29 protein-coding genes are annotated in these 26186 nt (G+C 40.7%); 4 read left to right on the forward strand and 25 right to left on the reverse strand.

From position 1 onward, the window contains the following. Positions 1-11: 11 nt before the first annotated feature. Genes flgK through flgF form a run of 6 tightly spaced genes read right to left on the reverse strand, consistent with a single transcriptional unit; the run spans position 12 to position 6411 of the window. Positions 12-1937: a flagellar hook-associated protein FlgK gene (gene flgK, locus L2672_RS03135; RefSeq protein WP_248994387.1), complete on the reverse strand. Its 1926-nt coding sequence runs from the start codon at positions 1935-1937 to the stop codon at positions 12-14. After that, positions 1937-3022 (reverse strand): flagellar assembly peptidoglycan hydrolase FlgJ, encoded by a 1086-nt coding sequence (flgJ, locus tag L2672_RS03140; RefSeq protein ID WP_248994388.1) that lies wholly within the window; start codon positions 3020-3022, stop codon positions 1937-1939. Before flgJ ends, flgK begins: the two co-directional genes overlap by 1 nt. 47 nt (positions 3023-3069) lie before the next feature. After that, positions 3070-4149, reverse strand: coding sequence for a flagellar basal body P-ring protein FlgI (locus L2672_RS03145; protein ID WP_248994733.1), 1080 nt, complete (start codon positions 4147-4149; stop codon positions 3070-3072). 31 nt (positions 4150-4180) lie between these two features. After that, positions 4181-4858 (reverse strand): flagellar basal body L-ring protein FlgH, encoded by a 678-nt coding sequence (gene flgH / locus L2672_RS03150; RefSeq protein WP_248994389.1) that lies wholly within the window; start codon positions 4856-4858, stop codon positions 4181-4183. Positions 4859-4867: 9 nt separating this feature from the next. After that, complete coding sequence (gene flgG / locus L2672_RS03155; protein ID WP_248994390.1) at positions 4868-5656, reverse strand: flagellar basal-body rod protein FlgG; 789 nt, start codon at positions 5654-5656, stop codon at positions 4868-4870. Positions 5657-5667: 11 nt separating this feature from the next. Next, the gene (gene flgF, locus L2672_RS03160) at positions 5668-6411 is read right to left on the reverse strand and encodes a flagellar basal-body rod protein FlgF (RefSeq protein ID WP_248994391.1); all 744 of its coding nucleotides are present in this window, start codon (positions 6409-6411) and stop codon (positions 5668-5670) included. 57 nt (positions 6412-6468) lie between these two features. Here flgF and L2672_RS03165 point away from each other — a divergent pair, with 57 nt between their 5' ends. Continuing rightward, positions 6469-6645 (forward strand): hypothetical protein, encoded by a 177-nt coding sequence (locus L2672_RS03165; protein WP_248994392.1) that lies wholly within the window; start codon positions 6469-6471, stop codon positions 6643-6645. A 9-nt stretch (positions 6646-6654) separates the two neighbouring features. Here L2672_RS03165 and flgE read toward each other — a convergent pair whose 3' ends face one another. The 6 genes from flgE to L2672_RS03195 all read right to left on the reverse strand — a co-directional run bounded on the left by flgE (position 6655) and on the right by L2672_RS03195 (position 11848). Next, complete coding sequence (gene flgE, locus L2672_RS03170; RefSeq protein ID WP_248994393.1) at positions 6655-8016, reverse strand: flagellar hook protein FlgE; 1362 nt, start codon at positions 8014-8016, stop codon at positions 6655-6657. Between the two features lie 59 nt (positions 8017-8075). Further along, positions 8076-8864: a flagellar hook assembly protein FlgD gene (flgD, locus tag L2672_RS03175; protein WP_248994394.1), complete on the reverse strand. Its 789-nt coding sequence runs from the start codon at positions 8862-8864 to the stop codon at positions 8076-8078. 24 nt (positions 8865-8888) lie between these two features. Then, positions 8889-9305 (reverse strand): flagellar basal body rod protein FlgC, encoded by a 417-nt coding sequence (gene flgC, locus L2672_RS03180; RefSeq protein WP_248994395.1) that lies wholly within the window; start codon positions 9303-9305, stop codon positions 8889-8891. Between the two features lie 2 nt (positions 9306-9307). After that, positions 9308-9706, reverse strand: a complete 399-nt coding sequence (gene flgB / locus L2672_RS03185) for a flagellar basal body rod protein FlgB (RefSeq protein ID WP_248994396.1) — start codon at positions 9704-9706, stop codon at positions 9308-9310. Between the two features lie 304 nt (positions 9707-10010). After that, positions 10011-10850, reverse strand: a complete 840-nt coding sequence (locus L2672_RS03190) for a CheR family methyltransferase (RefSeq protein WP_248994397.1) — start codon at positions 10848-10850, stop codon at positions 10011-10013. 77 nt (positions 10851-10927) lie between these two features. Beyond that, positions 10928-11848 carry a chemotaxis protein CheV gene (locus tag L2672_RS03195; RefSeq protein ID WP_248994398.1) on the reverse strand — a complete coding sequence of 307 codons (921 nt, stop codon included), beginning with the start codon at positions 11846-11848 and terminating at the stop codon, positions 10928-10930. A 417-nt stretch (positions 11849-12265) separates the two neighbouring features. On the opposite strand from L2672_RS03195, the gene flgA reads away from it, so the two are divergent. The 3 genes from flgA (at position 12266) to L2672_RS03210 (ending at position 13909) form a co-directional block, all read left to right on the forward strand. Continuing rightward, positions 12266-12973, forward strand: a complete 708-nt coding sequence (gene flgA / locus L2672_RS03200) for a flagellar basal body P-ring formation chaperone FlgA (RefSeq protein ID WP_248994399.1) — start codon at positions 12266-12268, stop codon at positions 12971-12973. A gap of 71 nt (positions 12974-13044) precedes the next feature. Continuing rightward, positions 13045-13371: a flagellar biosynthesis anti-sigma factor FlgM gene (gene flgM / locus L2672_RS03205; RefSeq protein ID WP_248994400.1), complete on the forward strand. Its 327-nt coding sequence runs from the start codon at positions 13045-13047 to the stop codon at positions 13369-13371. A gap of 112 nt (positions 13372-13483) precedes the next feature. Continuing rightward, a complete protein-coding gene (locus L2672_RS03210; protein ID WP_248994401.1) occupies positions 13484-13909 on the forward strand; it encodes a flagella synthesis protein FlgN in 426 nt (141 codons plus the stop codon). 83 nt (positions 13910-13992) lie between these two features. Here L2672_RS03210 and L2672_RS03215 read toward each other — a convergent pair whose 3' ends face one another. The 13 genes from L2672_RS03215 to L2672_RS03275 all read right to left on the reverse strand — a co-directional run bounded on the left by L2672_RS03215 (position 13993) and on the right by L2672_RS03275 (position 26129). Continuing rightward, the gene (locus tag L2672_RS03215) at positions 13993-14553 is read right to left on the reverse strand and encodes a chalcone isomerase family protein (RefSeq protein WP_248994402.1); all 561 of its coding nucleotides are present in this window, start codon (positions 14551-14553) and stop codon (positions 13993-13995) included. Positions 14554-14581: 28 nt separating this feature from the next. Further along, positions 14582-15061 (reverse strand): DUF2947 domain-containing protein, encoded by a 480-nt coding sequence (locus L2672_RS03220; protein ID WP_248994403.1) that lies wholly within the window; start codon positions 15059-15061, stop codon positions 14582-14584. Positions 15062-15156: 95 nt separating this feature from the next. Continuing rightward, positions 15157-17646: a 6-hydroxymethylpterin diphosphokinase MptE-like protein gene (locus tag L2672_RS03225; protein ID WP_248994404.1), complete on the reverse strand. Its 2490-nt coding sequence runs from the start codon at positions 17644-17646 to the stop codon at positions 15157-15159. Positions 17647-17705: 59 nt separating this feature from the next. Then, positions 17706-18257 (reverse strand): acyltransferase, encoded by a 552-nt coding sequence (locus L2672_RS17280; RefSeq protein ID WP_275974945.1) that lies wholly within the window; start codon positions 18255-18257, stop codon positions 17706-17708. 2 nt (positions 18258-18259) lie between these two features. Then, positions 18260-19009: an oxidoreductase gene (locus L2672_RS03235; RefSeq protein ID WP_248994405.1), complete on the reverse strand. Its 750-nt coding sequence runs from the start codon at positions 19007-19009 to the stop codon at positions 18260-18262. Then, a complete protein-coding gene (locus tag L2672_RS03240) occupies positions 19003-19713 on the reverse strand; it encodes an acylneuraminate cytidylyltransferase family protein (RefSeq protein WP_248994406.1) in 711 nt (236 codons plus the stop codon). Before L2672_RS03240 ends, L2672_RS03235 begins: the two co-directional genes overlap by 7 nt. Further along, the gene (locus L2672_RS03245; protein WP_248994407.1) at positions 19710-20708 is read right to left on the reverse strand and encodes a Gfo/Idh/MocA family protein; all 999 of its coding nucleotides are present in this window, start codon (positions 20706-20708) and stop codon (positions 19710-19712) included. The genes L2672_RS03240 and L2672_RS03245 overlap by 4 nt, the downstream gene beginning before the upstream one ends. After that, complete coding sequence (locus L2672_RS03250; protein WP_248994408.1) at positions 20705-21763, reverse strand: nucleotidyltransferase family protein; 1059 nt, start codon at positions 21761-21763, stop codon at positions 20705-20707. Before L2672_RS03250 ends, L2672_RS03245 begins: the two co-directional genes overlap by 4 nt. Continuing rightward, positions 21756-22412, reverse strand: a complete 657-nt coding sequence (locus L2672_RS03255; RefSeq protein ID WP_248994409.1) for an acetyltransferase — start codon at positions 22410-22412, stop codon at positions 21756-21758. Before L2672_RS03255 ends, L2672_RS03250 begins: the two co-directional genes overlap by 8 nt. Continuing rightward, positions 22405-23487, reverse strand: a complete 1083-nt coding sequence (gene neuB, locus L2672_RS03260; RefSeq protein ID WP_248994410.1) for an N-acetylneuraminate synthase — start codon at positions 23485-23487, stop codon at positions 22405-22407. The genes L2672_RS03255 and neuB overlap by 8 nt, the downstream gene beginning before the upstream one ends. Then, positions 23484-24161, reverse strand: coding sequence for a PIG-L deacetylase family protein (locus tag L2672_RS03265; RefSeq protein WP_248994411.1), 678 nt, complete (start codon positions 24159-24161; stop codon positions 23484-23486). The genes neuB and L2672_RS03265 overlap by 4 nt, the downstream gene beginning before the upstream one ends. Next, positions 24154-25305, reverse strand: coding sequence for a UDP-N-acetylglucosamine 2-epimerase (gene neuC, locus L2672_RS03270; RefSeq protein WP_248994412.1), 1152 nt, complete (start codon positions 25303-25305; stop codon positions 24154-24156). The genes L2672_RS03265 and neuC overlap by 8 nt, the downstream gene beginning before the upstream one ends. Next, positions 25305-26129, reverse strand: coding sequence for a GNAT family N-acetyltransferase (locus tag L2672_RS03275; RefSeq protein WP_248994413.1), 825 nt, complete (start codon positions 26127-26129; stop codon positions 25305-25307). Before L2672_RS03275 ends, neuC begins: the two co-directional genes overlap by 1 nt. Positions 26130-26186: the final 57 nt, after the last annotated feature.

Consider the following 26186-nt stretch of genomic DNA (forward strand, 5'->3'; position numbering starts at 1 on the left):
GTCTAATTCTCCTAACGAACAGAACTGATTAATGAGTCAAATAACTGTTGTGCCGTGGTCATAATGCGTGCGGAGGCTTGATAAGCTTGTTGAAATCGCATCAAGTTGGCAGCTTCTTCGTCTAGGTTAACCCCTGATTCAGTTTGAACACGGTTGTATGCTTGTTGATAAATTGCATCAGCAGATCCTACTGCCACTTCAGCAGATTTGGTTTTGCTGCCGATGTCTAATTTCGTGTTTTCAAATACCCCAATGAGTGTGGTTGTGCCACCATTCATTAATTTTGCATCAGCAAATTTAGCCATATTTACTGCATTGGTGTTATCACCCTCAGCAAAAGACAGGTCAAAAGTGAAACTGTCGGTGACTCCCGCAGCTGAACTATCTTCTATTTCAAAACTGAAACCGAATCCGGTATTAATTTGTGGAGGAGTAAATGCAGTTGGCCCGCCAACAGAAGCCCCTGTTGAGTCAAACACTTCAAAGGTGTTAGTGGCACTATCAACACGCACGGTCAGTTCAGCGTCGGTAAGCGGAAAACCAGCAACGGTGCGGTCAATTTGATTGACTTTCACACTCATGTCACCTGAGTTGGCGGCATCTGCCGTAATTTTTGGGGCTGCAGCGGCAATACCTTTAGGGTCGGTCATGATCATGGTTAACCCAGAAGATGCGCCAGCTGACGGGCGGATTTCAAATTTATCGCCATCGGCCATCGCACCGCTGGCTACATTAATCGTAAACCCTTCTGGTGACACTAAATTACCTGAAGCATCAGGAGTAATAGCGGTTACGTTACCGGTTTGAATATCTTTTAATTCATAAGTACTTGGGGCGGTAAATGACAATTCATAACCATTGCCGGTGAGTTCACCCACATCATCAATATTAACACTAAGCTTTGCCGTACCGGTGTTAGTGGAATACTCACCCACGCGACCCGTTGCCATTAATGGATCGTTAATATCTCGAAAAATATTTTGTCCCAGCTCACCGTTTAAATCGAAACCCTGTGATTGCATGTCATTAAAGGCATCTGCAATACCTAAAGCCAGTTGACCTAACTCTTGGGTTGCTGGTACTAATGTTTCTGAACGAAACTCAAACAGGGCACCTAATTGCCCGCCTAATTTTGTGGGATCAATTTTTAATGACTGGCTACCGCTATTGGCAGTAATTTGTGGCTCGTTAGGAAAAGGATCGCCCGCAGTCACACCAACAGACATTGATACTTCACCCGACACTAACATCACCGAGCCGCCTAACATGATTGATTTAGCACCGGTATCTAACGGAATCACGTTTACTTGTGAGTACTGACTTAGCTCTTGAATTAACGCATCTTGCTTATCTAATAATTGGCTGTCTTGACCACCGTTTTTCATCAGTTCTAAGTTAATGTTACCTAGCTCTTTGCTGATTTCATTTATTCGAGTAGCCATAGATTCAATTTGGCTATTGGTTTGTTTCGTTTGATTGTCAAGATATGACTGCATTTGGTTAATGGTTTTGGCCAGTTGCTCTGCAGAACTGAGTGCGCCATCTCGTATCCCCAAATCAGTAGGTAAATCTGCCACGCTGTTTATTTGCGCAAAAAAGTCATTTAAGCCTTCTGGCACCATTTTCCCTATTTGAGAATAAAGCTGATCCAGCTCGCTCATTTTTGTATAGGTGGCCTCTGCTGCGCTTAAGCTTGTTTGTCCAATACGCAGTTCACGGGCGGCAAATTCGTTATAAACCCTTTTTACATCAGAAATATAAGTACCTGTGCCATAAAAGCTATTCCCTAAACGTTGTGACTCAAGACTAGATTGAGTGGCAACCTGACGGTGATAACCTTGAGTATTGGCGTTAGCGATATTATTACTGGTGACCCCAAGTTGTGACTGGGAAGCCAATACACCGGTGCGTGCAATATTTAATAAATCAATAGCCATTATTTAGACTCCCCGGGCAAAACTGCTTTTAGCCCTTCTTTAACTGCACTCATAACGTTAATCACTTTCTTGGCATAGTGTGGGTCAGTGGCGTACCCCGCTTTTTGAAGTGCATGAATAAACTGTTTTGGCTCACTGGCAACACTTCGCGCATCTTGGTAGCGATCGTTTTGTGAAATAAACGACACAAAATCTTCAAAACTTTGCTCTAAGGAGTCATACATTCTGAAATCTGCTCGCTGCTGCACCGCCACGCCTTTTTCAAACTCCAGAGTATTAACTGAGGTTTTATCGCCTTGCCAACGTTTATCCGCTTTAATGTTGAATAAATTGTTACTCATATTGCCATCAGGGCGACGAATGACTTTTTGCCCCCAACCGGTTTCTAAAGCTGACTGAGCAATCAATACTTCTGGCGTTGTACCTAATGATTTTGCCGCTTTTTCAGCATGAGGATATAGCACTGAAATAAAATGCTGAGGGTCTTTAAAGCGACTTACTTCACTAGGTTGGTTTGCATTTACAACCTGAGTTTCCATTGGATTTTGTGCTGACAATGGCAAATTGTTGCCGTTATAACCTTGAGCTTGGCTCACTAAAATGTCACCCGATAAAATGGCATCCATTGCTTTAGGTGATACAAAAGCTGAGGTTGCAGCAGATGTGACTGGCTGATTAAGCTTGGCTGAGGTTTCATCAGCCTGTCCGGTCACGTTAACGCTACTGCTAGTTTGTGGTGTATTGCCACGCAATACAGATGCAGGTGTAATTGGGCTGTCTTCTGGCGAAAGTTGTTGCACCATTAATTCAGCCAAACCCAACATGCCCTTGTTAGATAAATCTAACGACATTTGCTGGTCACGCATTTGCTCAAAAAACTCGGTAGTTTGGCTATTAAGCGGGCTATCGGCTTTGAATACAGCATTGGCATCTCGCATGCTTTTCATTAGCATTTGAATGAAAATACCTTCAAACTGTTTTGCCGCCTCTTTAAGTGCCCCTTTCTCGTCTTTCTGGGCTTGAGCACGGAGTGAATCCAGTCCCCCTAGATCCAGAAAGTGCGAAGAATTTGACAACTTTTCCATAATAGCCTCAGTGTTAACTGCTCTTGTGCTTAAACAAGTGACAATTTTTAGATGATGATAAGTTCACCATGCAAAGCGCCTGCCATTTTTAATGCTTCTAAGATTGCTAACACGTCTGAAGGCGCTGCCCCCACTAAATTAACCGCGCGTACTAGCTCATCTAATGTGGTTCCAGGGTTAAACATAAACATGCGATTATCTTCTTCAACCACATCAATAGTGCTGTTAGTGGTTACCACAGTCTCTCCGCCCGAAAGTGGATTAGGTTGTGATACTTGAGTCGCCTCAGCAATGGTGACGGTTAGCCCACCGTGAGTCACAGCTGCAGGCAATAATTTGACGTTTTGGCCAACCACAATAGTGCCGGTTCGAGAGTTAACAATAACCTTAGCTGACTCATCTGCAGGCTCTACTTCTACGTTTTCAAGCGTTGCTAAAAACGACACCCGTTGAGAAGCATCACGAGGTGCACTCACTTGAATTGAACTGGCATCAAGCGCTCTGGCCATACCTGGACCAAGTAAGTCATTAATTGAATCTGCCATTCTTTTGGCTGTAGAGAAATCTGCACGGCGTAAGTTAAAGGTTAAGTGATCGCCACTCGCAAAGGGCGAAGCAACACTGCGTTCAACAATAGCACCACCAGGGATTCTGCCCACAGTAGGCGTATTTTGAATCACTTGTGAGCCGTCTAAGCCTTCAGCACTAAAACCACTGACAATTAAACTGCCTTGGGCAATGGCATATACATTGCCATCAACCCCTTTTAAAAAGGTTTGAATAAGCGTGCCGCCACGTAAACTTTTGGCCTCACCAATACTCGACACGGTGACATCTAATGTTTGCCCAGGCTTGATAAACGCAGGCATATCAGCATGTACCGCGACAACGGCAACGTTTTTCACTTTGGGTCTAACAGAATCAGGCAAATTAATACCAAAGTTCTTCAACATGGTTTTAAAGGTTTGTTCGGTATAACGAGTTTTTTCACCTGTGCCCGGCAACCCCACGACAATGCCGTAACCAACCAGTTGGTTATTTCGCACACCTTGTACGTTAGCAATATCTTTAATTCTTTGTGCTTGTGTTGGCGTGGCAATCAGTAAACTTGCGCTGAATAACACCATAAGTATTGATTTGATATTCATAACTGTCCCCTTAGAAAGGCCACCATTCGCCCAAGAAAAATGAGCTTAACCAGCCAACTTTTTGGGTATCTGCAAAGGTGCCTGTACCACTGTATTGAATACGTGCATTAGCCACACGAGTTGACTCAATGGTGTTATCGGGCGTGATATCTTGGCTTCTTACAATGCCGGTAACTCGAATAAATTCATCACCATTGTTAATTGATATCCATTTTTCACCGCGGATCACTAAGTTGCCATTACTGAGCACTTGCATCACGTTTGCTGAAATACTGCCATCTAAACTATTAGATTGGTCCGCATCAGCTTCACGCTTGGTGTTCATGCTGTCTGAGTAACGTAAATCTAGTGGCACCCCTTTAATGGTGACATTGCCGCCACCCGCATAAATAGGGTCAACACTCAGGCCAGTATCTTTTTTCAATTCGTTATTGGCGCTTTTTGAGGCTTGAGTCGATTCTTTTAACACCACTGTAATGATGTCTCCCACCTTATGGGCACGAATATCCGAATACAAACTAGCCGCTTGCGAATCAAGGTAAATTGAGCCTGTTGCCACCGTTTGTGTTGGCGGCGCTTCAGGATAAACAGGCGCATAAAATGGGTCGTCAGGAATCGGCTTTTTAGGAGTAGAACTACAACCTACTAGTAATATCGCTGTCGTGGCTATTACAAGAAATTTACTCATCATTGCCTCCTAGAGGTTCTGGTTCACGTAAGACAACATTTGATCAACCGCAGAAATCACTTTTGAGTTCATCTCATATATACGTTGGCTTTGAATCAAGTTAACCAGTTCTTCCGTCACATTCACATTTGAGGTTTCTAGCGCACCTTGTCTAATGGCACCTAAGCCATCTAATGACGCAGTGCCTTGAATCGGCGTACCACTTGCTCCGGTTTCGGTATACAAGTTTTGACCTAGTGGGTCTAACCCTGACGGATTAATAAAATCGGTCATCGTTAACTGACCAATAGTTTGGCTTTCTGTGCCGCCCGCAAGTTTTACCGACACTTCCCCTTCGGCTGACACTGTAATGCTAGTGGCATCTTCTGGAATGGTGATCGGAGGCTGTACCACATACCCTGAACCTGGGGTGACTATTTGGCCGGTATCATCAAGGCTAAACTGGCCGTTACGGGTATAAGCCGTTGTGCCGTCTGGCATTTCAACTTCAAAAAAGCCCGGGCCTTCAATCATTAAATCTAATGAGTTGTCGGTGGTTAACATATTGCCTTGAGTGAACATTTTTTGGGTTGCCACGACTTTAGTCCCCGCACCTAAGTTCAAACCATTGGGCAACTTGGTGTTGTCGGCACTGATACCACCAGCTTGATTGACGGTTTGATAAAGCAAATCTTCAAATACTGCGCGGCTTTTCTTGTAGCCAATGGTACTGGCGTTCGCCACGTTATTTGAAATAACCGCAATATCAGTTTGCTGAGCGTCTAAACCTGTTTTACTAATCCACAGAGCTGGATGCATAATAAATACTCCTAACCAATTCTTAATAACGATGAAGATGCGCGGTCTATCTCTTCGGCATTTTTCATCATTTTGACTTGCATTTCGTACTGGCGCTGAATGTCTATCATTGCCACCATCTCATGTACTGGATTGACATTACTGCCTTCAATTGCGCCACTTTCTACTTGAACGGTAGGGTCATTTGGCGCAGGAAGCCCTGACATCAATCGAAATAAGCCATCTTCCCCTCGCATCATTTGGTCGTTACCCGGGTTAACTAATTTGATGCGGGCAACTTCTTCTATTACTTCAGCGGTGGCTCCTTGGGGTCTAACCGAAATAATGCCGTCGGGCGATATTTGAACTTTATCAATAGGAAGCGGTAATACGATGGGGCCAGCAGCTCCCATAATGGGCGTATTACGGGCGTTGACTAACAAACCAGTTTCATCAAACTTTAAGTGACCTGCGCGGGTATAAGCTTCTGACCCATCGGGGGCTTGTACCGCAATCCAGCCATCACCTTTAATGGCAATATCCAGATCGCGTCCGGTGGTTTTTAGCGGCCCAGATGAAAAGTCAGTACCTGGGCTTTCGACCATTGAAAACACCCGTGTAGGCATACCTTCACCAAAAGCTTGCATGGCTCTAGCTTGAGTCATATCTGATTTAAAACCATCAGTATTGGCATTGGCTAAGTTGTTGGCACGAACGGCTAAGGCATTCATACCCTGCTTAGCGCCGGTCATTGCAACATACAAAAATTTGTCCATTTGCCGCTCCGTCAAAAATTCTTCAAATAAAGAGATTAACTAGATAAAGCAAAGGTTATGCCAACAAATTTAACCCAAGGTAAGGTACTGATTGTGTGTAAGAAAGATTTATTGCGCTTTAATAAAATATTATTGAAGTGTCAAAAAATAACCGTTGATGAAATTTACAAACTGAGAAGTGAAAAAAATGGCAAGGTGTTGCCGTTGTGGCAACACCTTGAAGCTAATGAATAGAAAGAATAATTAACGGATCTGAAGTACCGTTTGGTTAAGAGTATTGTTAACTTCTAAGGTACGAGAGTTGGCTTGGAAATTACGCTGCGCTGAAATTAGGTCAACCAATTCTGTGGTTAAATCTACATTTGACTGCTCTAACGCCGAAGAGCGGATACTACCAAATGTGCCACTATTAGCCTCACCCGCCAATGCAGGGCCTGAGTCTAAACTTTCTTTCCATGAGGTGTTACCCACTTGTGTTAGCCCTTGTTCGTTAGCAAAACGAACCAGCGCAACACGTGATAATGGCACTGTTGAACCATTACTGTAACTTGCAGTAACTAAACCATCAGCGCCAATACCTACATTGGTTAAACGACCAACGGTAGTACCGTCTTGGGTAAGTTCGGTCACTTCAAATGGAGAAGCATACTGAGTCGGGTTATTAAAGCTAACAGTAATATCTTGAGTACCGTCAGCGCCAGGGCCTAATACGTTAGCACCACCTACCCCTAACTGCTCAGTTTTAATCACCGCAGGGTCACTACCTGTATAGGCACCAGCATCGTTAAACCTCATTACCGCACCTGTCCAGCCGCCAGCTGTTTGGACATTTCGAGTGCTATCTGGATTACCGTCACCCGTGGTGTCAACATCATATTGCCCTGCTGCGCCATCTAAGTTGACGGGTTTACCGTCTACCGCATAATAAGCAACCCAGTTACTCTCGCCTGTGTATGAACCTTCTTCAGGCTTAATAAAGTAAGTTGTCATAATATGGGCTTCACCTAATGAATCATAAATAGTCACTGAGGTGGAGTTATTAAATGTGTCGGGATCATTTGGGTCAAATGCAGCTGGGTCTAAAGCACTTTCACCGACATTTAAGTTCATTTGCAAACCAATATTGCTCGACATTACCGGGCTACCGGCTGTATCAGGAATTTTAATCGGTTGAGTGGTCGTTAAACTTACCGAGGTAGAATTACCGTCTTTGTCGACAGGAAAACCTTGTAAGAAGTTACCTGCTGAATCAACCATGTAATTATTTGAATCTACTTTAAAGGCACCTGCCCGCGAAAATGACTGATCACGGGTACCAATTTCAGAAGAGGTGACAAAGAACCCGCCACCACTAATCGCCATATCCAACGAGTTACTGGTAAATTGCAAACTACCTTGGTGGAACTGTTGCGCCACCTGAGTGGTTGTCACACCACCACCCACTGCCGTTTTACTATTAGAAAAAATTGAGTTTGCATACACATCAGCAAATTCAGCACGTGACTCTTTAAAACCAATCGTGTTGACGTTGGCAATGTTATTTGCTGTTGTGTTGAGATCTTTCTGAGCGGCTGCGATACCACTTAATGCGATGTTAAAAGACATATTTCACCTCGAACTATTTTTGTATCCAATGACAATAATTTGTCACTTGATAAATTTATTTAAGATTCAGATACCGCTAACACATCCGTTAACTTGATACCGCCAATACCACGTAAGTTCAAAATTGCACCGGTTGCAGCCGTGCCTAAAGACACGCTAGTAACATGTGCGTAGGTTGATACTGGCAAGTCTTGTGATTGCCCATCGACCTTACCGCTCGCTTTAATGGCATAATTGCCTTCAGCAACCGGCTCACCGTTTTTATCAAGCCCGTCCCAGCTCACATCAACATTGCCACCTGCACTGCCATCAATATCGTAGGTTTTAATTAGCTGTCCTGACTCATCTTCTATTCGAATCGTAATGGTATCTATTGACTCTGGAGTACTTACAACACCCGAAATTTCAGGATTACCCGCACCTATTGCCCCCGTATCTGACGGAATAAGAACTTTTCTGCCCACTAAACTGGATGCTTGCAAGGCTTGGCTTGAGCTCATCACACTGTTTAGATTAAGAATTTCGTCATTAAGATTAGCAATACCATCTACAGTTGAGAACGACGCCATTTGAGCAATCATCTGATCATTATCAACCGGTTTAAAAGGGTCTTGCATCGACAACTGTTGGCTTAACAGGGCAAAAAAGTCTTCCTGCTTGAGCATTTGATCATTTGCTTCAGGAATATTACTTTCTTCCGGTAATCGAATACCGTCTAAAAACGGGTTACCAGTTGATGTCGATGAAGTCGTATTTGTCTGTACAGTACTTGTCGAAGAAGTGGCTGAGTTAGACGTCGATGCCATTTGAGGCAAAGATTGACTACTGTATGGATTAACGAGGCTCACAACTTACCTCCTAAGGTAATCATGTTATTTACCCATTCTAAGTGTTTGTTGCAACATAGATTTTGTTGCATCAGCCACCTGAACATTCATTTGATAAGAGCGAGATGCCGAGATCATATTGGCCATTTCTTCCATCACATTAACGTTCGGCTTATAAATAAAGCCATCACCATCTGCCATAGGGTGATTAGGAGCAAACTCTTTGATAAGCGGTTTATCACTTTCTACAATACCGCTGACATTAACTCGGTGAGAACCAGACTGTTGCCCTTGTGCCCTAGCCATTTCAGCTTCAAAAATCGGGTGCCTTGCACGATAAGTTTGGTCAATACTGCTGGACACGGACTCAGCATTAGCAATATTACTGGCGGTGGTATTCAACCTAACCGATTGTGCTGACATGCCTGAACCAGACACATTAAAAATATTAAATAGGCTCATAATTAATCACCTCGTAATGCTTTACGCATTCCAGAGAACTTACTTTCAAGAAACCCTAAAGACATCTGATATTCCAACGAGTTTTGCATAAAAGCAGACTGTTCTTGCTGCATATCAACCGTATTACCGTCGCCGGTATCAGGCTGATTTACGACTCTAAATTTCACATGTTGCTGACTAAGCGCCGTTAAATCGAAATGTTTCTCGTGGCTTTTAGTCATCGATAGCCCTTGTTGGCGAGAAGTGGCGGCTTGCATAGCGGAGGCAAAATCGACATCGCGGGCCTTAAAGCCTGGCGTATTTGCATTAGCTATATTACTCGACAGCACTTCAGCACGTTTAGCCCTTACACCTAAAGTGTATTGGTGTACGCCCAACGCGTTATCAAAATTAATCGCCATAAAATTGCCTCCTTCAGCTCACTGACAAGAATAAAGCAAGGTATATGCCACTATTAAAAATATTAGATTGAAATATACAAAGACGCAGCCATGCTTCATAAATGGCTCAACAACCATGAGGGTTTATCAAGAAGTAACAAGATTATTTAAGCCCTGTAAATTAAGGCTTTTACGACTGAACCTGCCATAAAACAAACTGTATCTGTAATGAAGGTATAACCTGTAAAGGCTTGAAAATCAGCGAGGTAAATTAAAAGAGTGGTGATAGCGCTAACTGGTTAGCGCCACAAGATTGACGTAAAAATTAGGTTTTCTTTTGGTAGTAAATACCTGGGTTACAACGCACCATATCAAATTCAGTGGTTAACCCCGCAATAGACTCTGATGCCCCCAAAAATAAAATGCCTTTTGGGTTTAAAGCGGCAGCGAATTGCCGCAATATTTTGGCTTTTGCCTCTGGTGAAAAATAAATCAACACGTTACGACAAAAAATAATGTCGTATTTGCCTAATAAGGTATAGCTTTCAAGTAAATTATGGGCTCTAAAATTCACTAAGCGTTTTACATTATCCTTTATTTTCATATTGCCATTGGGCAAAGCATCAAAAAACTGACGCTTTCTCTCTGCAGATAAACCACGTGCCAACGCTAAACCGTCATACTCAGCATTTTTACAGCGTTCAAGCATTGACGGAGATAAGTCAGTGGCTTGTATAGCCACACCACCAGGTAACGCCCCCGGTTTACGTTGTTGATACTCTAACGCAGTCATTGCTAATGAATAAGGCTCTTGCCCAGAGGAACAAGCGGCAGACCAAATACGTAATGGGCGGCCTAACTTTGAATATTCGGGCAATAAGGTATTAGTCAGTAAGTCGAAAGGATATTTATCACGAAACCATAAGGTTTCGTTGGTTGTCATGGCGTCAATGACTTCAGCACGCATTTGTCTTTCAGTCGGTTTCATTGAACATTTAACGACTTCAGACAAAGAAGGTAAATTATACTTACCCATTAAAGGTGCTAAGCGACTGCGTACTAAATACTGTTTATTTTCACCAAGTACAATGCCGCTGTGTTGTTCTAAAAACAACCTAAACTGGTTGTACTCTGCTTCTGCGAGTGATTTGTTTGTCACATTCACATCCTAATTAATGAGCATGAATAGCCACTAAATCATGGCAATATGGCGTTGTTACTAATAACCCCAATTATTGTAATTTACAAACTCAAATGTTTATTAACTGCTGCAGCTAATTCATCAGGATTAAACTTCGCAATAAAGTCATTAGCGCCTACTTTTTCGACCATAGCTTGGTTAAATACCCCACTCAAAGAAGTATGAAGTACCACTTTAATATCTTTAAGCTTAGGGTCATCTCTAACTTCTGCAGTTAAGGTATAACCATCCATTTCTGGCATTTCAATATCAGAAATAATCAACGGGATCTCTTGGGCAACGTTATCCATTTCACTGGCTATCGCTTTTAATTTATCTAAAGCTTCTTTACCATCTTTGGCGGTATCAATTTGCAAGTTTAATGACTCTAACGAACGGATAATTTGCTTTCTAGCAACCGCAGAGTCATCAATGACCATAATATGGTAATTTTGCTCTCTATCAATAGTGAGCTGTTCATTCACTTCATCACTGATCGAGGTTTTTACCGGTGAAATTTCATCAAGAATTTTTTCTACATCTAAAATCTCAACTAACTCACCTTCAATTTCAGTGACCGCAGTTAAATATGAAAAGCGACCAGCGCCTTGTGGTGGTGGCATAATCGCCGCCCAATTCATATTGATAATACGTTCAACTGAACTCACTAAAAAGCCCTGAACACTGCGGTTATATTCAGAAATAATAATAAAGCAGTTTTCAGTTGAAGTTAACGGACGGCCACCTGTAGCGGCGCTTAAATCAATCACCGAAATAGTCGCACCACGAATGTGCGCCACACCTTTAATAAACGGATTCAGTTTAGGTAAGCTGGTTAATGGCGGGCATTGTAATACTTCTTTTACTTTAAAAACGTTAATACCAAAACGTTGACGTCCATTAAGCTTGAACAACAACAACTCTAATCGGTTTTGACCAACCAATTGAGTACGTTTGTTGACGGATTCCATGATACTCGACATAACACTGCCTTTTTTTATTAAACTATCCGAATAAATTAATACTAGCTGCTTTTAGCCAACTTTAGAAAACTAAACAATCTGATATGGCTGCCCCATTCATTGACACTTTCAAGCCTTAACAAACGCAATGTTGGTTTTTCACAAGCATCGCCAACTATGGGCATAATACTTGCTACATCATTAAGTATAAAAGTGACTAAATAGTTGTTAAGCATTGCGTTTTTACAACTACAGCAAACTAACATAAATTCTGAAGTCAATTTATTGTCAGTAAAGCTTAGCAAACAATCACTAAATTAAAATGGTTATGACTAAAAATTTCTTATGGTTCAAATAATAACTAAACATCCATAACTTAATTTTCATGCGCCAACTAAGTATAGGTGCAATCTGATAAAACAAGCTAATATCTCTATTATGAAATTATATTTTGTCTGCTTTTTCTATATATTGTTCAATTCATTAGCGGTATTGGCTGATGAAAAAGCCACTGTACCCTCTATATCGACCATCACCGAGATGGCTGAAGAGGCGGTAAGAAAAAAAATTGCATTAGAACCCAATGCCAAACTCATCATCACCCCCCAAGACCTGAGTGGTCGACTTGTTCCACCCGCGTGCTACCCGCCTGTTAAGGTTGAATTAGCCAGTGACAGAGAGATTGGCCGCAATAATACGGTAAGAGTGAGTTGTGATAGCCCAGACTATGACTACCCTTGGCAAATCTTTTTATCTGTCAGAGTCGAAATTATGTATCCAGTGGTAGTGGCAAACGAAATACTGTCACCAGACAGTGTCATCAGCCCAGAGCAGCTCAATATCGAATACTTAGATCAATACAGTCTTAGAGGTCGATTTTTCAGTGATCTTAATGCCGTTATTGGCACAAAAACCAAACGCCGGATTAATAAAGGCAACCCCATTTTAAGTAATCACTTATGCTTTGTATGCAAAGGTGACGGTGTATCAATTTATGCAAAAAGTCACAACCTGCAAATTAAAACCGTAGGTGAAGCATTACGTGATGGTAATATTGGCGATACTATTCGAGTCAAAAATTCTAATTCAAACAGAGAATTAGAAGCCACAGTAATTGGCATTGGCGAAGTTGAAGTTAGAATGTAAAATAAGCTAAAGTTTTTTTCAGCTAGGCCGATAGCCTGTTTGGAAAACCAAAATTAACGCTGGAGCCACACATGGCAATTGACATAAACAAGCTTAGAACAGCTACACCATCACCCGTAAATACTTCGCGAGATGCAAAGGGTTCTAGTGCTGCTGCAACATCTTCAACAACGAATACGACGGCAAAGTCAGATTCGGTAAGTATTACTTCTCAGGCTCAAGAGTTACAAAGTGCGCAAGCTAAAATTGCTAACTTGCCAGAAGTGAACCAACAAAAAGTGGACGAGATTAAGCAAGCGATTGCAGAAGGTCGCTATAAAGTTGACCCAGAAAAACTCGCGGCCAATATCGCCAGCTTTGAAGCTGAATTAGGCGAGTTAAAGCTACAAGACGAATAAAATAACTAACCTTGTCATGTAATCGTTAGTTGTTTTAATCGTCTAGAAATTATTTAGGCGCCATATTGGCGTTATAGAGACGTGTATTCAAAACAACAATAACGAGTTATTTATGACAGAAATCGCCACACTTTTAACCCAACAGCACGCTGTTTTGTCGTCGCTGAAAACCCTCATATCTGCAGAAAAGCAAGCTCTGCAACAACAAGATGCAGACCAGTTACTCAAACTGTCTCAACAAAAACAACAGTATCTAGACACCCTTAAAAGTCATGATGACGCCTTAGCTAATCACCCTGATAGCCATTTATTATCCAGCGATAGTCAACTTTCCGAAAAAGTCGAGCAAGCCAAAGCCATACTTGAAGAATGTAAGTCTTTAAACCAACAAAATGCCAGCTTAATAGAACTAAATATTGCCAGTATGAATCGCTTTGCCCAAGCACTACAAGCCACTCGCAATGTCTCCAGCATGACATATAACGACAAAGGTAAAACCTCTACTATTTCCACTTTAGGCAACGATTTTAAAGCTTAATTTAGCCTTGTTACATTCAGATAAACTGCCATAAAAAACGGCGCATTAAGCGCCGTTTCATTTATTAAATAAACCTGCTTTAATTACTGGCCTAACATCGCTTTTCTTAGGCTTTTTTGCGCGGGCTTATCCCCTAACCAAATATTGATAAGCGCTTGACGGAACAACTCACCTTTAACATCACCTTGGGTAACATTATTTTTTAAGCTGCTAACACCCTCACCTTTTTTCATAATAAAGGTAAATTGGTCACCCTCTTTTATTTCATCACTAAATAGCGCCATAAACTGATCAATTTCAGTTTGAATCGCCGAGGTGTCACCTTTGGTGGCTAAGTCAAAACCCTCTTCAATGGCATCGATCATTTTGTCAGAGGTAATCATCCCTGAAGTAATATTTAATCGAATCACTGACACAGGCTGTTCAATAACTTGTTCAGCTGTTTGTTGAGGTTCAGCAAGGTACAAACTACCCACATATAAATCCATGAAAAACTTACTGCGCACACCCGCACCATTTAAGGTTAAGGCTTGTTGCTCAATGGTTAGAGTGTCATTGACCTCAACACCGGCCACTTCTTTGGCATTTACCGTGCTGCTAACCAGTAACGTTGCGCTTAGGGCTAAAATGGGAAAAAACTTCATTAATAATACTCTCTAATAAACGGGGCAATTATCCTCGCGTACCTAATTTATATTGGCCATTTTGCTCAAACATCAATGCTTGTTTATGATTTGGCGACACCAATAATGGGCCATCATCAAAAAACAAAAAACATTTCCAATGACGAACAAATACATCCCAACGAGTCTCTATTACTTGATACTTTTCATAACAAAAATAAACCTTGGCATCATCAGGCCATTGAATATGAGCAGTAATCGCTTCCGGTAGAGCATTATCGTTTGAATCCCAAGCAGACTGCCAATGGTCTGTTTCAGACCAAGCATCTTGCTTTGCAGGCCAATCCCCTTTGGCAAATTGCTCTGCACGGCTACTTTTATTGCTAATCCATTTATTCCACACTTCCATCGCACTCTTATCAGACAACGGCAAAATTAGCGCCTTGTCTTCATCACTAACAGGCAAATCTTTGTGGTTGAAAATCCATTTACGTTTGTAGGACTCAAAAGGAATATAGGTATGAGACAAAAAAGTACTCCAGAAAATGATAAAACGCGATTATAACGTTAAACCTAACTGGGCTGCGATACCTTCACGCTAAAAAGATATGTTTCATCACCTTATTATTCAGCGTTCTGGCAAGCTTGTTCAATTTGATGAATATAGTCTTGGGCTACCTGATTATTGGGATCAGCATTTAAGGCATTAGAAAATGCAGTGAAGGCGGAGTCGATTTGGTTTACATCAACCATAAACATACCCAGCTTCAACCATGTGGTGACATCACTAGGGTATTTTTCTAAATAATCTAGATAGATATTTACTGCTTGATTCAAATGGCCTTGTAAACGTAAGACATGAGCATAAAACGGTAAATATAAGTCTGAATACTCAATCAACTTTTGTAAGGTATCACTGGCTAAATCAAGTTTTGCAAGGGTCAAAGAGAGCTGTAAAGTGAGCTTTAAATAATGTTCATCATGCTTACCTTTGTATTGCTGAATAGCCTGTAACGCTTCGCTGGGCTTATTTTCAAGAAACAACTGATTAGCGGATGATAAACTATATAGATATTTTGCATCATCATCGTGTTGAGTCAGTGGTAACAAGTTACGAGATAAATAAGCTAATCCTTCAACATGTTTGTGATGAACAAGATGTAAGATTTTTTCTAATACTTTTTTAGAAGCTGATTGGTTTTTAACGACATCAATATAAACCTGAGGCTGACGTATAAACTGTTGATGAAACTCAGCTTCCAACTCAGTAAACATTGCTGTTTCAGGGGGGGATAGCTTTTCTAATGGCTTCGCGTGATACTTTTGCCAAATATGTACTCTTCCTGGTTGGTAGTCTGCCCGCCAAGTTTTAGCTAAATCACATAAGCTCACATTTGCTTTACGTTCATTTATACGGTTGTTTATCCGACTTATCGCTGACGCGGTTTGCGCTGCAAGATCCTTAGCGATATCGTGAAAGGCTTGATAGTAACTTAATGACATTTGCAGCATATGTTCTTCATCCCAATCTTGTTGGGTTTTAGTACTCAAAAAAGCTGAAAATTCAAGGTAACCATAGAACTTAATCAACTTTGAAAAATCACTATAACGATGATTTATTTCAGCTTCAATGGAATCAACTTGCGTAGAAACATCAGCCAAACTAGTTGAGTGCACTTCAGATTTGACCTTTTGTAACGCCAATAATGCTTGCTGTGTTTGCGCCACTAACCAATTAAAAGTGTCGTTAGCCGTTGTAGTTTGATTTAACACTTGATAGAAGTCATCTTCAGTAGATTGATTTAAATAGATGGCCTCAACCATTTGATGAAAGTCAGCTGGGGTAAGATGACAGTCTTCTAAAACGATACTGGTATGTTCACAATATGGAATTTTATCAATTTTTGTCGCGTTTTTAGACAGGTTACAAACACTCACTTGTGGATGTTGAGCCACATCATTAGCCAATGATTCTGCGGCTAATTTAAGCTGTACCGCTGTTTCAGCCTTATGACCTGCGTATGTAGTAACCCATTCACCAATAAAACCTAAATTGGGGCCAAGGCTCGTTTCTAAGGATCCCTTTGAATGAGTAAAACCCTCAGCTGAAAAACAAAAATCTGAGCCTGTTAATAATACCTTTTTAAACCCTAGGTTAATGGCTAAATGGACGGCTGAATTAGTCACTGTCGGCCCCATTGTTTGAATATTATCGCCATCAAGCACCTGTGACCAAGGTAATCGAGAGCCCATATATAAAGTTAACCCTTGCCATTGCGACAATAATCTTGAACTCACGTGATATGAATTAACAAAGATGCTTTTACCCGCTAGTGCTAACATGCCTCGATTAACTTCAAAACTAAAGTCTTCAGGATCTACAGACACGATAATGTGCGGTACGATACCTGCTTCTGACAGTTTTCCTGCGACTCGTGATACAGCGAAAATAATTAATTTTGACTGATTATCTTTAATCCAACCAATGGTTTCATCTAATGAGGGGCCACCAGCAACGACGATAGCGGTCATGTTATCGAAACGACCCGAAAACACTTTGGCTTGAAAGCGGTTTTCACAAATATTACGTAATTGCTCTCGGATAAATACCTTTTGAGAAAATCCAATACTTTCCTGATAAACAATGTCATCGACCAATTTATCAACTTGGGTTCCCAATAAAGAGTATTGCAGTAAATAATCTCCTGCGGCGGCAAGTGAGCGATGAATACAATATTGCCTTTTGGCTAAAAAAACGCTTAAACGACTATCTGACAATAAGCCTTCAAGTTCAGAAAAGTGGCACACCTGAACATGATTTTTTTCTGATGGAATATCGATGTTTAATAATTTAAATACCTCATCAATTTCAACAAAAATAAAATGGCTTCCTTCTGCTGGCTTATTTTCCATCACATAATTAGCAAGCAAACCCGAGTCTAGACCGATGATAATATGTAAGGTATCTTCCATCGCAAAAGATGATTTAAAATGCTTATCAAATAAACTTTTAGAGTCTAGTTTTTCAAATGTATTGCGATTAATACTGGGTAAGTAATACTCATCAAATGCACTGACAGCAAAGACATTTAAAATTTCAGATTCAGGTAACATACTGATATATCCTTAAAAGTTATCCGGCCAGCACATTGAAAATAAAACAGCTACGCCACCTAACAAGACGAATGCTCTATTCGCTTAATAAATTTTGCGGGTTGCCCTGCGACCACCGTATTATCCGGCACGTCTTTTGTAACAACACTACCGGCCCCTACAACACTATTTCGGCCTATTGTGACTCCGGGCAATACAATTGCATTTGCCCCTAACCATGCACCTGACAATATTGTTACTGGTTTTACCCCTTCATGACCTTGAAAATAAATAGCCACACTAGGGTCTGAAAAACAGTGATTAGCCGTGTATATATGAACACCAGAGCCCATTAATACATAATCTTCAATAATAATATTACAATCACTAGCACCATGAGATGAGGCAAATAACATACTAGACGGCCTAATAACCACATTTTTGCCAATGCTAATATAATCAGTACAGACAGCATAACTCCCATGGCGCATTTCACTATTTTGACCAAATTGGGCAAACTTTTTACGACACAGCCATTGTCCTAGTCTTCTAGAATGTAGCAACCAATGAGTTAACGGGATATCAGGCCCTATTCTTTTACTGGTTAGCCAAAATGTTATTTTATTGATCATATTTATAGCGTAAAACCATCGTCAATTATTAAGTTTTGTCCGGTCATGTATTTAGACTGATCTGATAACAAAAACAATACACTTCCGGTCATGTCATCGGCAGATAACATCCCCGTCCCCATAGTCCGTTGTTGATATTTATCTAAAAAGGCTTGTGGTTGATGATTAAACAATCCTCCAGGGCTGATACTATTTACTCTGAAACGGCTATCTTTGATAAATGAACTTACATATTTATTTAAATGAACAATGGCAGATTTTATCGCAGCATATTCAACCGGCATAGTCATAGGGGTTCCTTCATAAATATCAAAATCTGGTGCAACAACCCCATAAATAGAAGACACATTGACAATAGACATAGGGCTTTGCTGGCGTAAAAACAGCGCGGCACTTTGCTGCATAATGATAAATGAGCTCCCTAAATGCATCGCCACGTTGTCATTAAAGCTAGATAAACTCACGTCAAAAAATGATTTGCCGTAATGTTTATTGCGAGGGTAAGCACAATTAACCACACCCTCTAATTGAGGCTGCTGCTCAAAAAAACGCTTCACTTCTGCTTCATTATTGATATCTAAGGACACTAGAGTAATGTTTTGATTTTTACCGGTATCAAATTGTTGCTGCAACCCCGTTAAGTTGATGTCAGTTGCAATCACTTGAGCATTCGCTTGCAAAAGCGCATTAATCACTTTACTCCCCAACAAGCCTGCTGCACCAACAACAAGAATGGTTTTATTTTTCAACATAATTCATCACCTTGATGCTGTAAAATGGCTTCGGCTAGCAGAAAATCATAAATATCATCTATATCGATAGCACGAGCTTTAGGCACTTCTATACTTGTGAGCTTTCCTGCAAACAAATTATCATGTGTTAACACGTAAGACGGTGTGGTGCTATAGACCACTGTAGTGATGTCATACACGTCTGGCACATCCTGTCGCCTTGCAAACAAGCCTTGATGCTGATTGACGATATTCACTTCGCCATCTGCATCTCGAGTCACCATATTAAAAAATGGACTTCTATTAGCTGGGGTCACTGAAATACATGCATCAAATGTCATTTCATTTGGGGTTGATAACGCGTCAACCGATGCAACAATATCATCAACATGTCTAAGTGGGCTGGTCGCAGGTAAGCTAACAAAATAATCAAATTCACCATAATGTCGTAATACCCATTGGCAGGCATGTTGCCAAGATAGCCACTCTGCACAGGTATCTGATGCCAATTCGGCTGGACGGTCTATCACAATAGCGCCTGCATCTTTTGAAATCTGCGCTATTTCAGCATCTTCAGTCGAGACAAATACAGCGTCTATCATTGGGGTTGCTAGCGCACAGTCAATAGCGTATTTGATCAGCGGCTTACCACATAGAGGTTTAATATTTTTTTTAGGTAACCCCTTTGAGCCACCTCTTGCAAAGATAAATCCATAAACCTTCATGCTTCACCTACATATTGAGCACTATTTTTAATGGTCTCTATTAAGCGAACTGTGTTGGTTGCTGCTGTAATTGAGGCGATGTTTTGTGTCGCAAAAGTCTCTGATGAGTTTTCACTTGCCACATTAATAAATGCATTAAGCATTTCAATATACATTAAATTCCGATCCCATTCGGGTTCCCAATAATGCTGCTTTTTACCTTCTATTGAATATTGAGTCAGGCTGTTTTCTATCAAGTCCCATTCAATCCGCCCTAAAGAGCCAACAATGACACAGTGCCGTTGGGCAGGTTGTTGTAAAAAATCCATATGTAACTGGCATATAACTCCACTGCTATTATGAAGTGTTACATCGGCAATATCTTCAACCTGAAGATTAAGCTGTTTTGACTGCCTTAAGATGGCATGGCTTACTTGCCAGTCACCAAACAGCCATTGTAAATAATCCAATTCGTGACTGAGCTCTAAAAGCGCTCCTCCACCTAGGTGCGCATTTGCCGATACGGTTTGTCGATAATCTTTAGTGGGACGCCAATGGGGCAAATATTGCCCTACACTGCAAGAGCAATGAAATACCTCACCAATAACATTATCAATTAGTAAAGCTTTCAACTTTTGTGCCGTGGGCATAAATCGTAAGCAATACCCCACAGCAGTTGGAGTTTGATGTTGCTGCGAGAGATGTTCGAGTTGTGTGGCTTGTTCAACCGAAGTACACACTGGTTTTTCAATTAATAGTGGAATTTTTGCTTCTATAAGCGGAATAGCATGTTCTGCATGAAAAGTTGCCGGAGACGCTATAATGACCAAGTCAGGATTAAGTGGGATGATTTGCTCAATAGAATTTAGTACTTCATCAGCGTACTCCACATGAGAATTAACCCTACGTCCACTAGCCGAAACTGCATAAATTTTGGCTTTTGGCATTAAATACCGCAAATTTTTTCTGTGGCGGGTGGCAATATTTCCCAGCCCAATAACAACAAGTGTCTTCATTCACTCATTCCCAGCGCACATATATCTGCTTGAGCGCGGTTGAAATCATCTAATCGGCCAATATCCAGCCAATACTCATGCAATGGGAACATTAAAACTTTATTTCCTGACTCAATGTTAGCCTCCAGAAGGCTAGGCATATCCACCACTTGGTTTGCATGAACTTGTTGCACCACTTCAGGAGAAACCACATAAATTCCTGCGTTAACAAAAAAGCGTTGGGTGGGTTTTTCTTCCATACTGACCACTGTGTTGCCTTGCCCATTTATCACACCATAAGGAATTTGATACTCATATTCACGCACACACATTGTTCCATACGCTTGATTCTCATTATGAAAATCCAATAAACGTTGAAAGTCGACTTTTGTGAGCACATCGCCATTCATCATGATCAGTGGCAGTTGCGGTAAATCTTTTGGTAATAAACCTAGCGCCCCACCTGTACCTAACGGGCTTTGTTCATGAACATAAGTAATATTGACATTTAATCGACTACCATCGCCAAAATATGACTTTATTTGCTCAGGCATAAAATGGGTAGAAATATAAAAATTAACAAAGCCTGCTTTGGCAAAATTTAATATTGTCATTTCTAACAATGGCTTGTTACCTACCTTCAACATCGGTTTAGGACAATTATCCGTTAAAGGCCTTAACCGAGTACCAAATCCTCCAGCCATAATCAGTACTGGGTTCTCATAATATGGCTGGTTTAATGCTTGCTTTAATGTTTGTAAGCCAACCACCTTTTCATCGCTAATTAAGGGGACGGCTAGAATACTTTTTTGCTCCATCAAGCGAATAAGCTTTTGTTTAGGCGTGTCAATATTGGCGGTAATAGGATTGGGGTTCATGACTTTGCTGACAGGTACATTCAAAGTCATATTGTTTAATAACGCTCGACGAATATCCCCATCGGTCACTACGCCTTGTAAAGCATCAGACTCATCCACAACTAATGCTACTTGCAATGCATGTTGATTAATAATTTCAAGTGCATCACGTATCGACTGTTCTGGGCTTAAAGCGACATCTTTCCAATACTTATTCATGTTGTTGGGTCCTATTTACAACCTGCGATCGGAAACCATACACAATACTGTTTTGCTCAATATTATGGGTCACTGTAGCACCCGCTCCGACAATAACATTTTGCTCAATGGTGATTCCTTGAATAACCGTAGCACTCGTACCAATATGAACTCCTGCTCCTGTGGTGACATTGCCACAAATTGTCGCTCTGGGTGCAAGATGATTATTTGCCCCTATGTCACAGTCATGTTCAACAATAGCACCAGTATTAACAATGGTATGAGCGTTCACTCGTGTATTCGCTTGTATCACTACGTTATTCATAACTTGCACACCTTGTGCCAATATTGCCGATTTAGACACAATGGAATTCGGTGAAATAATTGTGGCAAACTGATAACCTAACTGATGATAAAACTGACAAAGTTTTTGACGATGTGCTTGGTTAGGTAAGCTACCCACCCCATTAACTAGCAGAACATCATCTGGTGAGAAACGTGAAATATCATCATCATGCCGCAGATGAGTAATCCCGTTAAACACTTGATTATTAAAGCTTACATCGGGGCTGACATAGGCGACTACAGGCGGCAATTCAAGTTGTTCAATCAAGTCCATTAACACGCAGGCGTGCCCACCACTTCCTATCATCACTAATGATTTACTCATCAATTAACTCTCCAGCGAGGTAGTTTTTACTGGCAATTTCCCCAGATGTTAGGCGCCATAAATGGTCGGGTGACATACCATTACCAGGGCGTTTTATTGTCAAATTATTGTCAGTAAAATACTCGCCTTTGATAATGTCTGTTTGAGCTACAAGACTTTTTCTGGCGACATGGAGATTGTTTAACTCTGATGGCGTGGGTATTTTGATGCCATCTCCAAGAGCTTGTTCTACCTCTCGAATAGCGCTAACCATTAACGATAACTTGTCTGGCTCTATCGACGCCGGATGATCGGGGCCGGGTAATGTACAATCTAAGGTAAAATGTTTCTCAATAACCTGTGCACGCTTGGCAACCGCGGCAATAGGAATAGTAATCCCTTTACTGTGATCAGAATAACCCACGACTAGCCCAAATTGATCGCGTAGAGTGTCCATCGCATTTAAATTAATTTCATTAAAAGGCGCAGGATATTCAGTTGTACAGTGCAAAAGAATGACATTATCTTTCAAGGCTCGCTGACCGGCTTCAGATTGAAAAGCCTTTTCAAATGCCTCCTGTGATGGAGCGGCATTGTTGGACTCGGTATACCCAAATGCAATAACCGCTAAAGCATGCTTAACCTCTGCCAGCGTGGCCATACCGGTTGATAAAATAATGTTCAATCCTGTTCGCGCATGAGCCAACACAAACGGACTATTAGTTAGTTCACCTGAGGGGATTTTTAAACGGCTCACTCTGATTTGATTAACCAAAAAATCTAAGCTTTCAAAATCAAATGCCGTTGATAAGAACTCAATATTTTGGCTTCTGCAGTATTCGAGTAGCTGAAAATGTTCGTCATGGCTTAACTCTAAACGGGTCAACATACTCAATTGTGACTCTTCAGCTCCAGTTGATTTTATTTGATATTGCGCCTTACTTGCAGACTGAGTTACCAAATTTTTTGCTTTAAAGGTCTGAAATTTAACAATATCAACCCCAGCTTTAACTGCTGCATCAACTAGCTTTAACGCCATATTAAGTGAACCATTATGATTGACACCCGCTTCAGCTATCACCAATGTTTGCTTCATTTGATTATCTCTTTTAGCAACATAAACGCTTCTGCAGACTCACATCCTGCCTGAACACCTCGAATGTGCCCTAAAGATTTGACTGCTGTTAAGCTACGTGGAAATGGAAATTCACCTAACTCAGATGTATATAACGATAAAATGGCTATTTTTTTCTCTACAAACTCAGATATATCCACAAAAACATTAGGGCTAAATATCGCATTACCCGGCTTAATATTAAAATCGGTTTCAGATAATGTCTCGTAAGCTAATATTTTTTCAATGAAGGGGTATCTAAAAGATTTGGTGGTAGATGCAACAATATCAAATACAACCTCATGATCACTATGAACATCATTGCGAAATGGGCTATAGACAATTTGAGGTTTTACCTGATTAATAATCGATGAAAAAGCGCTAACTAAATTACTTTTTGATTCAGTGTCTAAAAATGCTGGCGAGAACGCTAACTGATGAACAGATTTAAAACCATATTGCTTTGTTACCGCCGCGACTTCATGTTGCCGTTTTAAAATGGCCTGCTCAGAATAACCTGAATCAGAAGACATATTAGTGACGATTAACCAATGAATTTCATCACCATTTTGTTTGTGCTTTAATAATGTTCCACCACAACCAAGTGATTCATCATCAGCATGAGGGGCCACCACTAACACGCTTTTATTAGACATATAAAGGGTCCTCAGGCTTATTGATAAGCGATTTAAAATCAATAGTGTTAATTAGTTCATGGGCTTTTTTCGCAGAATTACCATCACCATAAATATTAGTGACTTGGTTCATTTTAGCCACAAAATCAGCTGAAGCTATTTCATTTAACCCTGTTTGAATAGCTTCTACGGAGGAGTCTACAAACACAACATTATCTGAACAATCTCGGCCTCTTTGACGTAAGCCAACATTTAAACAAGGGATTGGGATACTTGCTGACTCAAGCAACCCAGCCGACGAGTTACCCACAATGAGGTTACATGCCTTAAAAAGGCTAACAAATTCATCCCGGGGTAAATTTCCATACAGTGTTATTGCAGTATTTTTTGCAGCTAAGTCTGACAATGTTGAAACAATTAACGCATTCCCTGGGTCACTATTAGGGGCACCTATAAAGCAATGATAGCCATTTTTTATTAACGTCATCAGCATATCGTTAATAATCTGGGGAGCTTTTAGCACCTCACTCTTTATAGGATGGAAAATAACCAGCGCAGCGGGTTTATCGACGGCTTTACCAGCAATACACTCTTTTATTCCCTCAATTGGCGCAACTGCTTTAAACTTATCGAGCGCAATGCTTCCCACATTAAAAATGCGATTAGCAGGTTCTTTTAATGCCAATAAACGTGCTTGGTGCACCTCTGTGCTGACAAAGTGTACCGTCGATAACTTGCTTACCGCATGGCGAATGGGGTTGTCGATATATCCATCACAAGCATGATCCCCCCCATAAAAATGTAAAGTGGGAATGGATAAGTATCCCCCAAGTAATGCGCCCACCATCACATCTTCTCTATCACCAGCATAAATAATTAAATCAGGCGAAAATGCCGCAACAGCATCAACCGCTGATAGCAATAAAATGGATGCACTTTTAAGTCTGGATTTTGCGCTATCACTATGAAGTAAACTATCAATTTCAAGAAGCACATCAAAACCATCTCGATGAATATCTTTTACGCTATAACCATGAATGGAAGTGTTATGTGTTCCACCCACTAGTAACTTCAATTCAATATCAACATCATTATGCAGTCGATGATACAAGGGGCTTAACAAATCATAATCAGACCTAATCGAGGTCAGTGCTAAAATTTTCATTAAAATATATCCGACATAGACATCTGTACAAAGATGTTGGGTTCGTTTGTCATATTAAAAGTACGGTAGCCAAAACGATAACCAAACGATGTAGTCACCCCCTCAGGTAAACTTTCATCATCTTGAATCGGTAAAATAATATTGTAATTTTGTCCTTTGGATAAATCTTGCAAGCGTCCCTTTAAACCTATGTGCATAATATCAGCAATATCATCAAAAGGTTTTACACCTAAACCATTGATATAATTCCACTCTTGACTAGGTTTGTGAGTTCTCCAGTATTGAACATCAGGGTTTTCCATATTCAGCGTTAACGCACCAGTCGTATTCACACTTTTTAATTTTTCTATGGCAAAATCCATTGATAATGGAGTAACTTGCATCACCCTATACTCATCCGAAATAACCCACTGCAATCGTCTTATAAATCCAGGAGTAGAGTTTTCATTTGGAAAACCAAACACCATCGCTGGTTGATTAAATGCATTAATCACCTCATAGACACGCTCGGCTAATTCTTGGAAAAGTCCGTGTTTTCGGTAATCTACTCCAACCATAGTGGTCATTGATAAAAAACCTAAAATAGATTCGTTCTCTGACTCTAAATTCATCGGGACAACAGCGTAGTGACCGATCAGTTTTTCACCATCAAAAGCCATCGAAACGATAGGATCACCAAATGGATTGTCAATGTAAGCCCATTGCCACAAAGATTTAGACAAGGGCTTTTCGAAAGACTCTAAAAATAACTCAGCAATAGCATCATAATAATTGCTCAATTCATCTTTGGTAGTGACATCAACAATTTTAAAATTATGGCTCATCATTATTCTCTTCTTTTGTGATTCAACATTAGACACAACATCATATGGTTTGGTCGA

This window comes from Shewanella gaetbuli (assembly GCF_023284065.1).
Classification (GTDB): domain Bacteria; phylum Pseudomonadota; class Gammaproteobacteria; order Enterobacterales; family Shewanellaceae; genus Shewanella; species Shewanella gaetbuli.

Bases quoted from the DNA above. Each gene is read 5' to 3' on its own strand.
- flgK (WP_248994387.1), bottom strand. From the start codon at position 1,937: ATGGCTATTGATTTATTAAATATTGCACGCACCGGTGTATTGGCTTCC.
- flgJ (WP_248994388.1), bottom strand. From the start codon at position 3,022: ATGGAAAAGTTGTCAAATTCTTCGCACTTTCTGGATCTAGGGGGACTG.
- L2672_RS03145 (WP_248994733.1), bottom strand. From the start codon at position 4,149: ATGGTGTTATTCAGCGCAAGTTTACTGATTGCCACGCCAACACAAGCA.
- flgH (WP_248994389.1), bottom strand. From the start codon at position 4,858: ATGAGTAAATTTCTTGTAATAGCCACGACAGCGATATTACTAGTAGGT.
- flgG (WP_248994390.1), bottom strand. From the start codon at position 5,656: ATGCATCCAGCTCTGTGGATTAGTAAAACAGGTTTAGACGCTCAGCAA.
- flgF (WP_248994391.1), bottom strand. From the start codon at position 6,411: ATGGACAAATTTTTGTATGTTGCAATGACCGGCGCTAAGCAGGGTATG.
- L2672_RS03165 (WP_248994392.1), top strand. From the start codon at position 6,469: ATGCCAACAAATTTAACCCAAGGTAAGGTACTGATTGTGTGTAAGAAA.
- flgE (WP_248994393.1), bottom strand. From the start codon at position 8,016: ATGTCTTTTAACATCGCATTAAGTGGTATCGCAGCCGCTCAGAAAGAT.
- flgC (WP_248994395.1), bottom strand. From the start codon at position 9,305: ATGAGCCTATTTAATATTTTTAATGTGTCTGGTTCAGGCATGTCAGCA.
- flgB (WP_248994396.1), bottom strand. From the start codon at position 9,706: ATGGCGATTAATTTTGATAACGCGTTGGGCGTACACCAATACACTTTA.
- L2672_RS03195 (WP_248994398.1), bottom strand. From the start codon at position 11,848: ATGTCGAGTATCATGGAATCCGTCAACAAACGTACTCAATTGGTTGGT.
- flgA (WP_248994399.1), top strand. From the start codon at position 12,266: ATGAAATTATATTTTGTCTGCTTTTTCTATATATTGTTCAATTCATTA.
- flgM (WP_248994400.1), top strand. From the start codon at position 13,045: ATGGCAATTGACATAAACAAGCTTAGAACAGCTACACCATCACCCGTA.
- L2672_RS03210 (WP_248994401.1), top strand. From the start codon at position 13,484: ATGACAGAAATCGCCACACTTTTAACCCAACAGCACGCTGTTTTGTCG.
- L2672_RS03215 (WP_248994402.1), bottom strand. From the start codon at position 14,553: ATGAAGTTTTTTCCCATTTTAGCCCTAAGCGCAACGTTACTGGTTAGC.
- L2672_RS03225 (WP_248994404.1), bottom strand. From the start codon at position 17,646: ATGTTACCTGAATCTGAAATTTTAAATGTCTTTGCTGTCAGTGCATTT.
- L2672_RS17280 (WP_275974945.1), bottom strand. From the start codon at position 18,257: ATGATCAATAAAATAACATTTTGGCTAACCAGTAAAAGAATAGGGCCT.
- L2672_RS03235 (WP_248994405.1), bottom strand. From the start codon at position 19,009: ATGTTGAAAAATAAAACCATTCTTGTTGTTGGTGCAGCAGGCTTGTTG.
- L2672_RS03240 (WP_248994406.1), bottom strand. From the start codon at position 19,713: ATGAAGGTTTATGGATTTATCTTTGCAAGAGGTGGCTCAAAGGGGTTA.
- L2672_RS03245 (WP_248994407.1), bottom strand. From the start codon at position 20,708: ATGAAGACACTTGTTGTTATTGGGCTGGGAAATATTGCCACCCGCCAC.
- L2672_RS03250 (WP_248994408.1), bottom strand. From the start codon at position 21,763: ATGAATAAGTATTGGAAAGATGTCGCTTTAAGCCCAGAACAGTCGATA.
- L2672_RS03255 (WP_248994409.1), bottom strand. From the start codon at position 22,412: ATGAGTAAATCATTAGTGATGATAGGAAGTGGTGGGCACGCCTGCGTG.
- neuB (WP_248994410.1), bottom strand. From the start codon at position 23,487: ATGAAGCAAACATTGGTGATAGCTGAAGCGGGTGTCAATCATAATGGT.
- L2672_RS03265 (WP_248994411.1), bottom strand. From the start codon at position 24,161: ATGTCTAATAAAAGCGTGTTAGTGGTGGCCCCTCATGCTGATGATGAA.
- neuC (WP_248994412.1), bottom strand. From the start codon at position 25,305: ATGAAAATTTTAGCACTGACCTCGATTAGGTCTGATTATGATTTGTTA.
- L2672_RS03275 (WP_248994413.1), bottom strand. From the start codon at position 26,129: ATGAGCCATAATTTTAAAATTGTTGATGTCACTACCAAAGATGAATTG.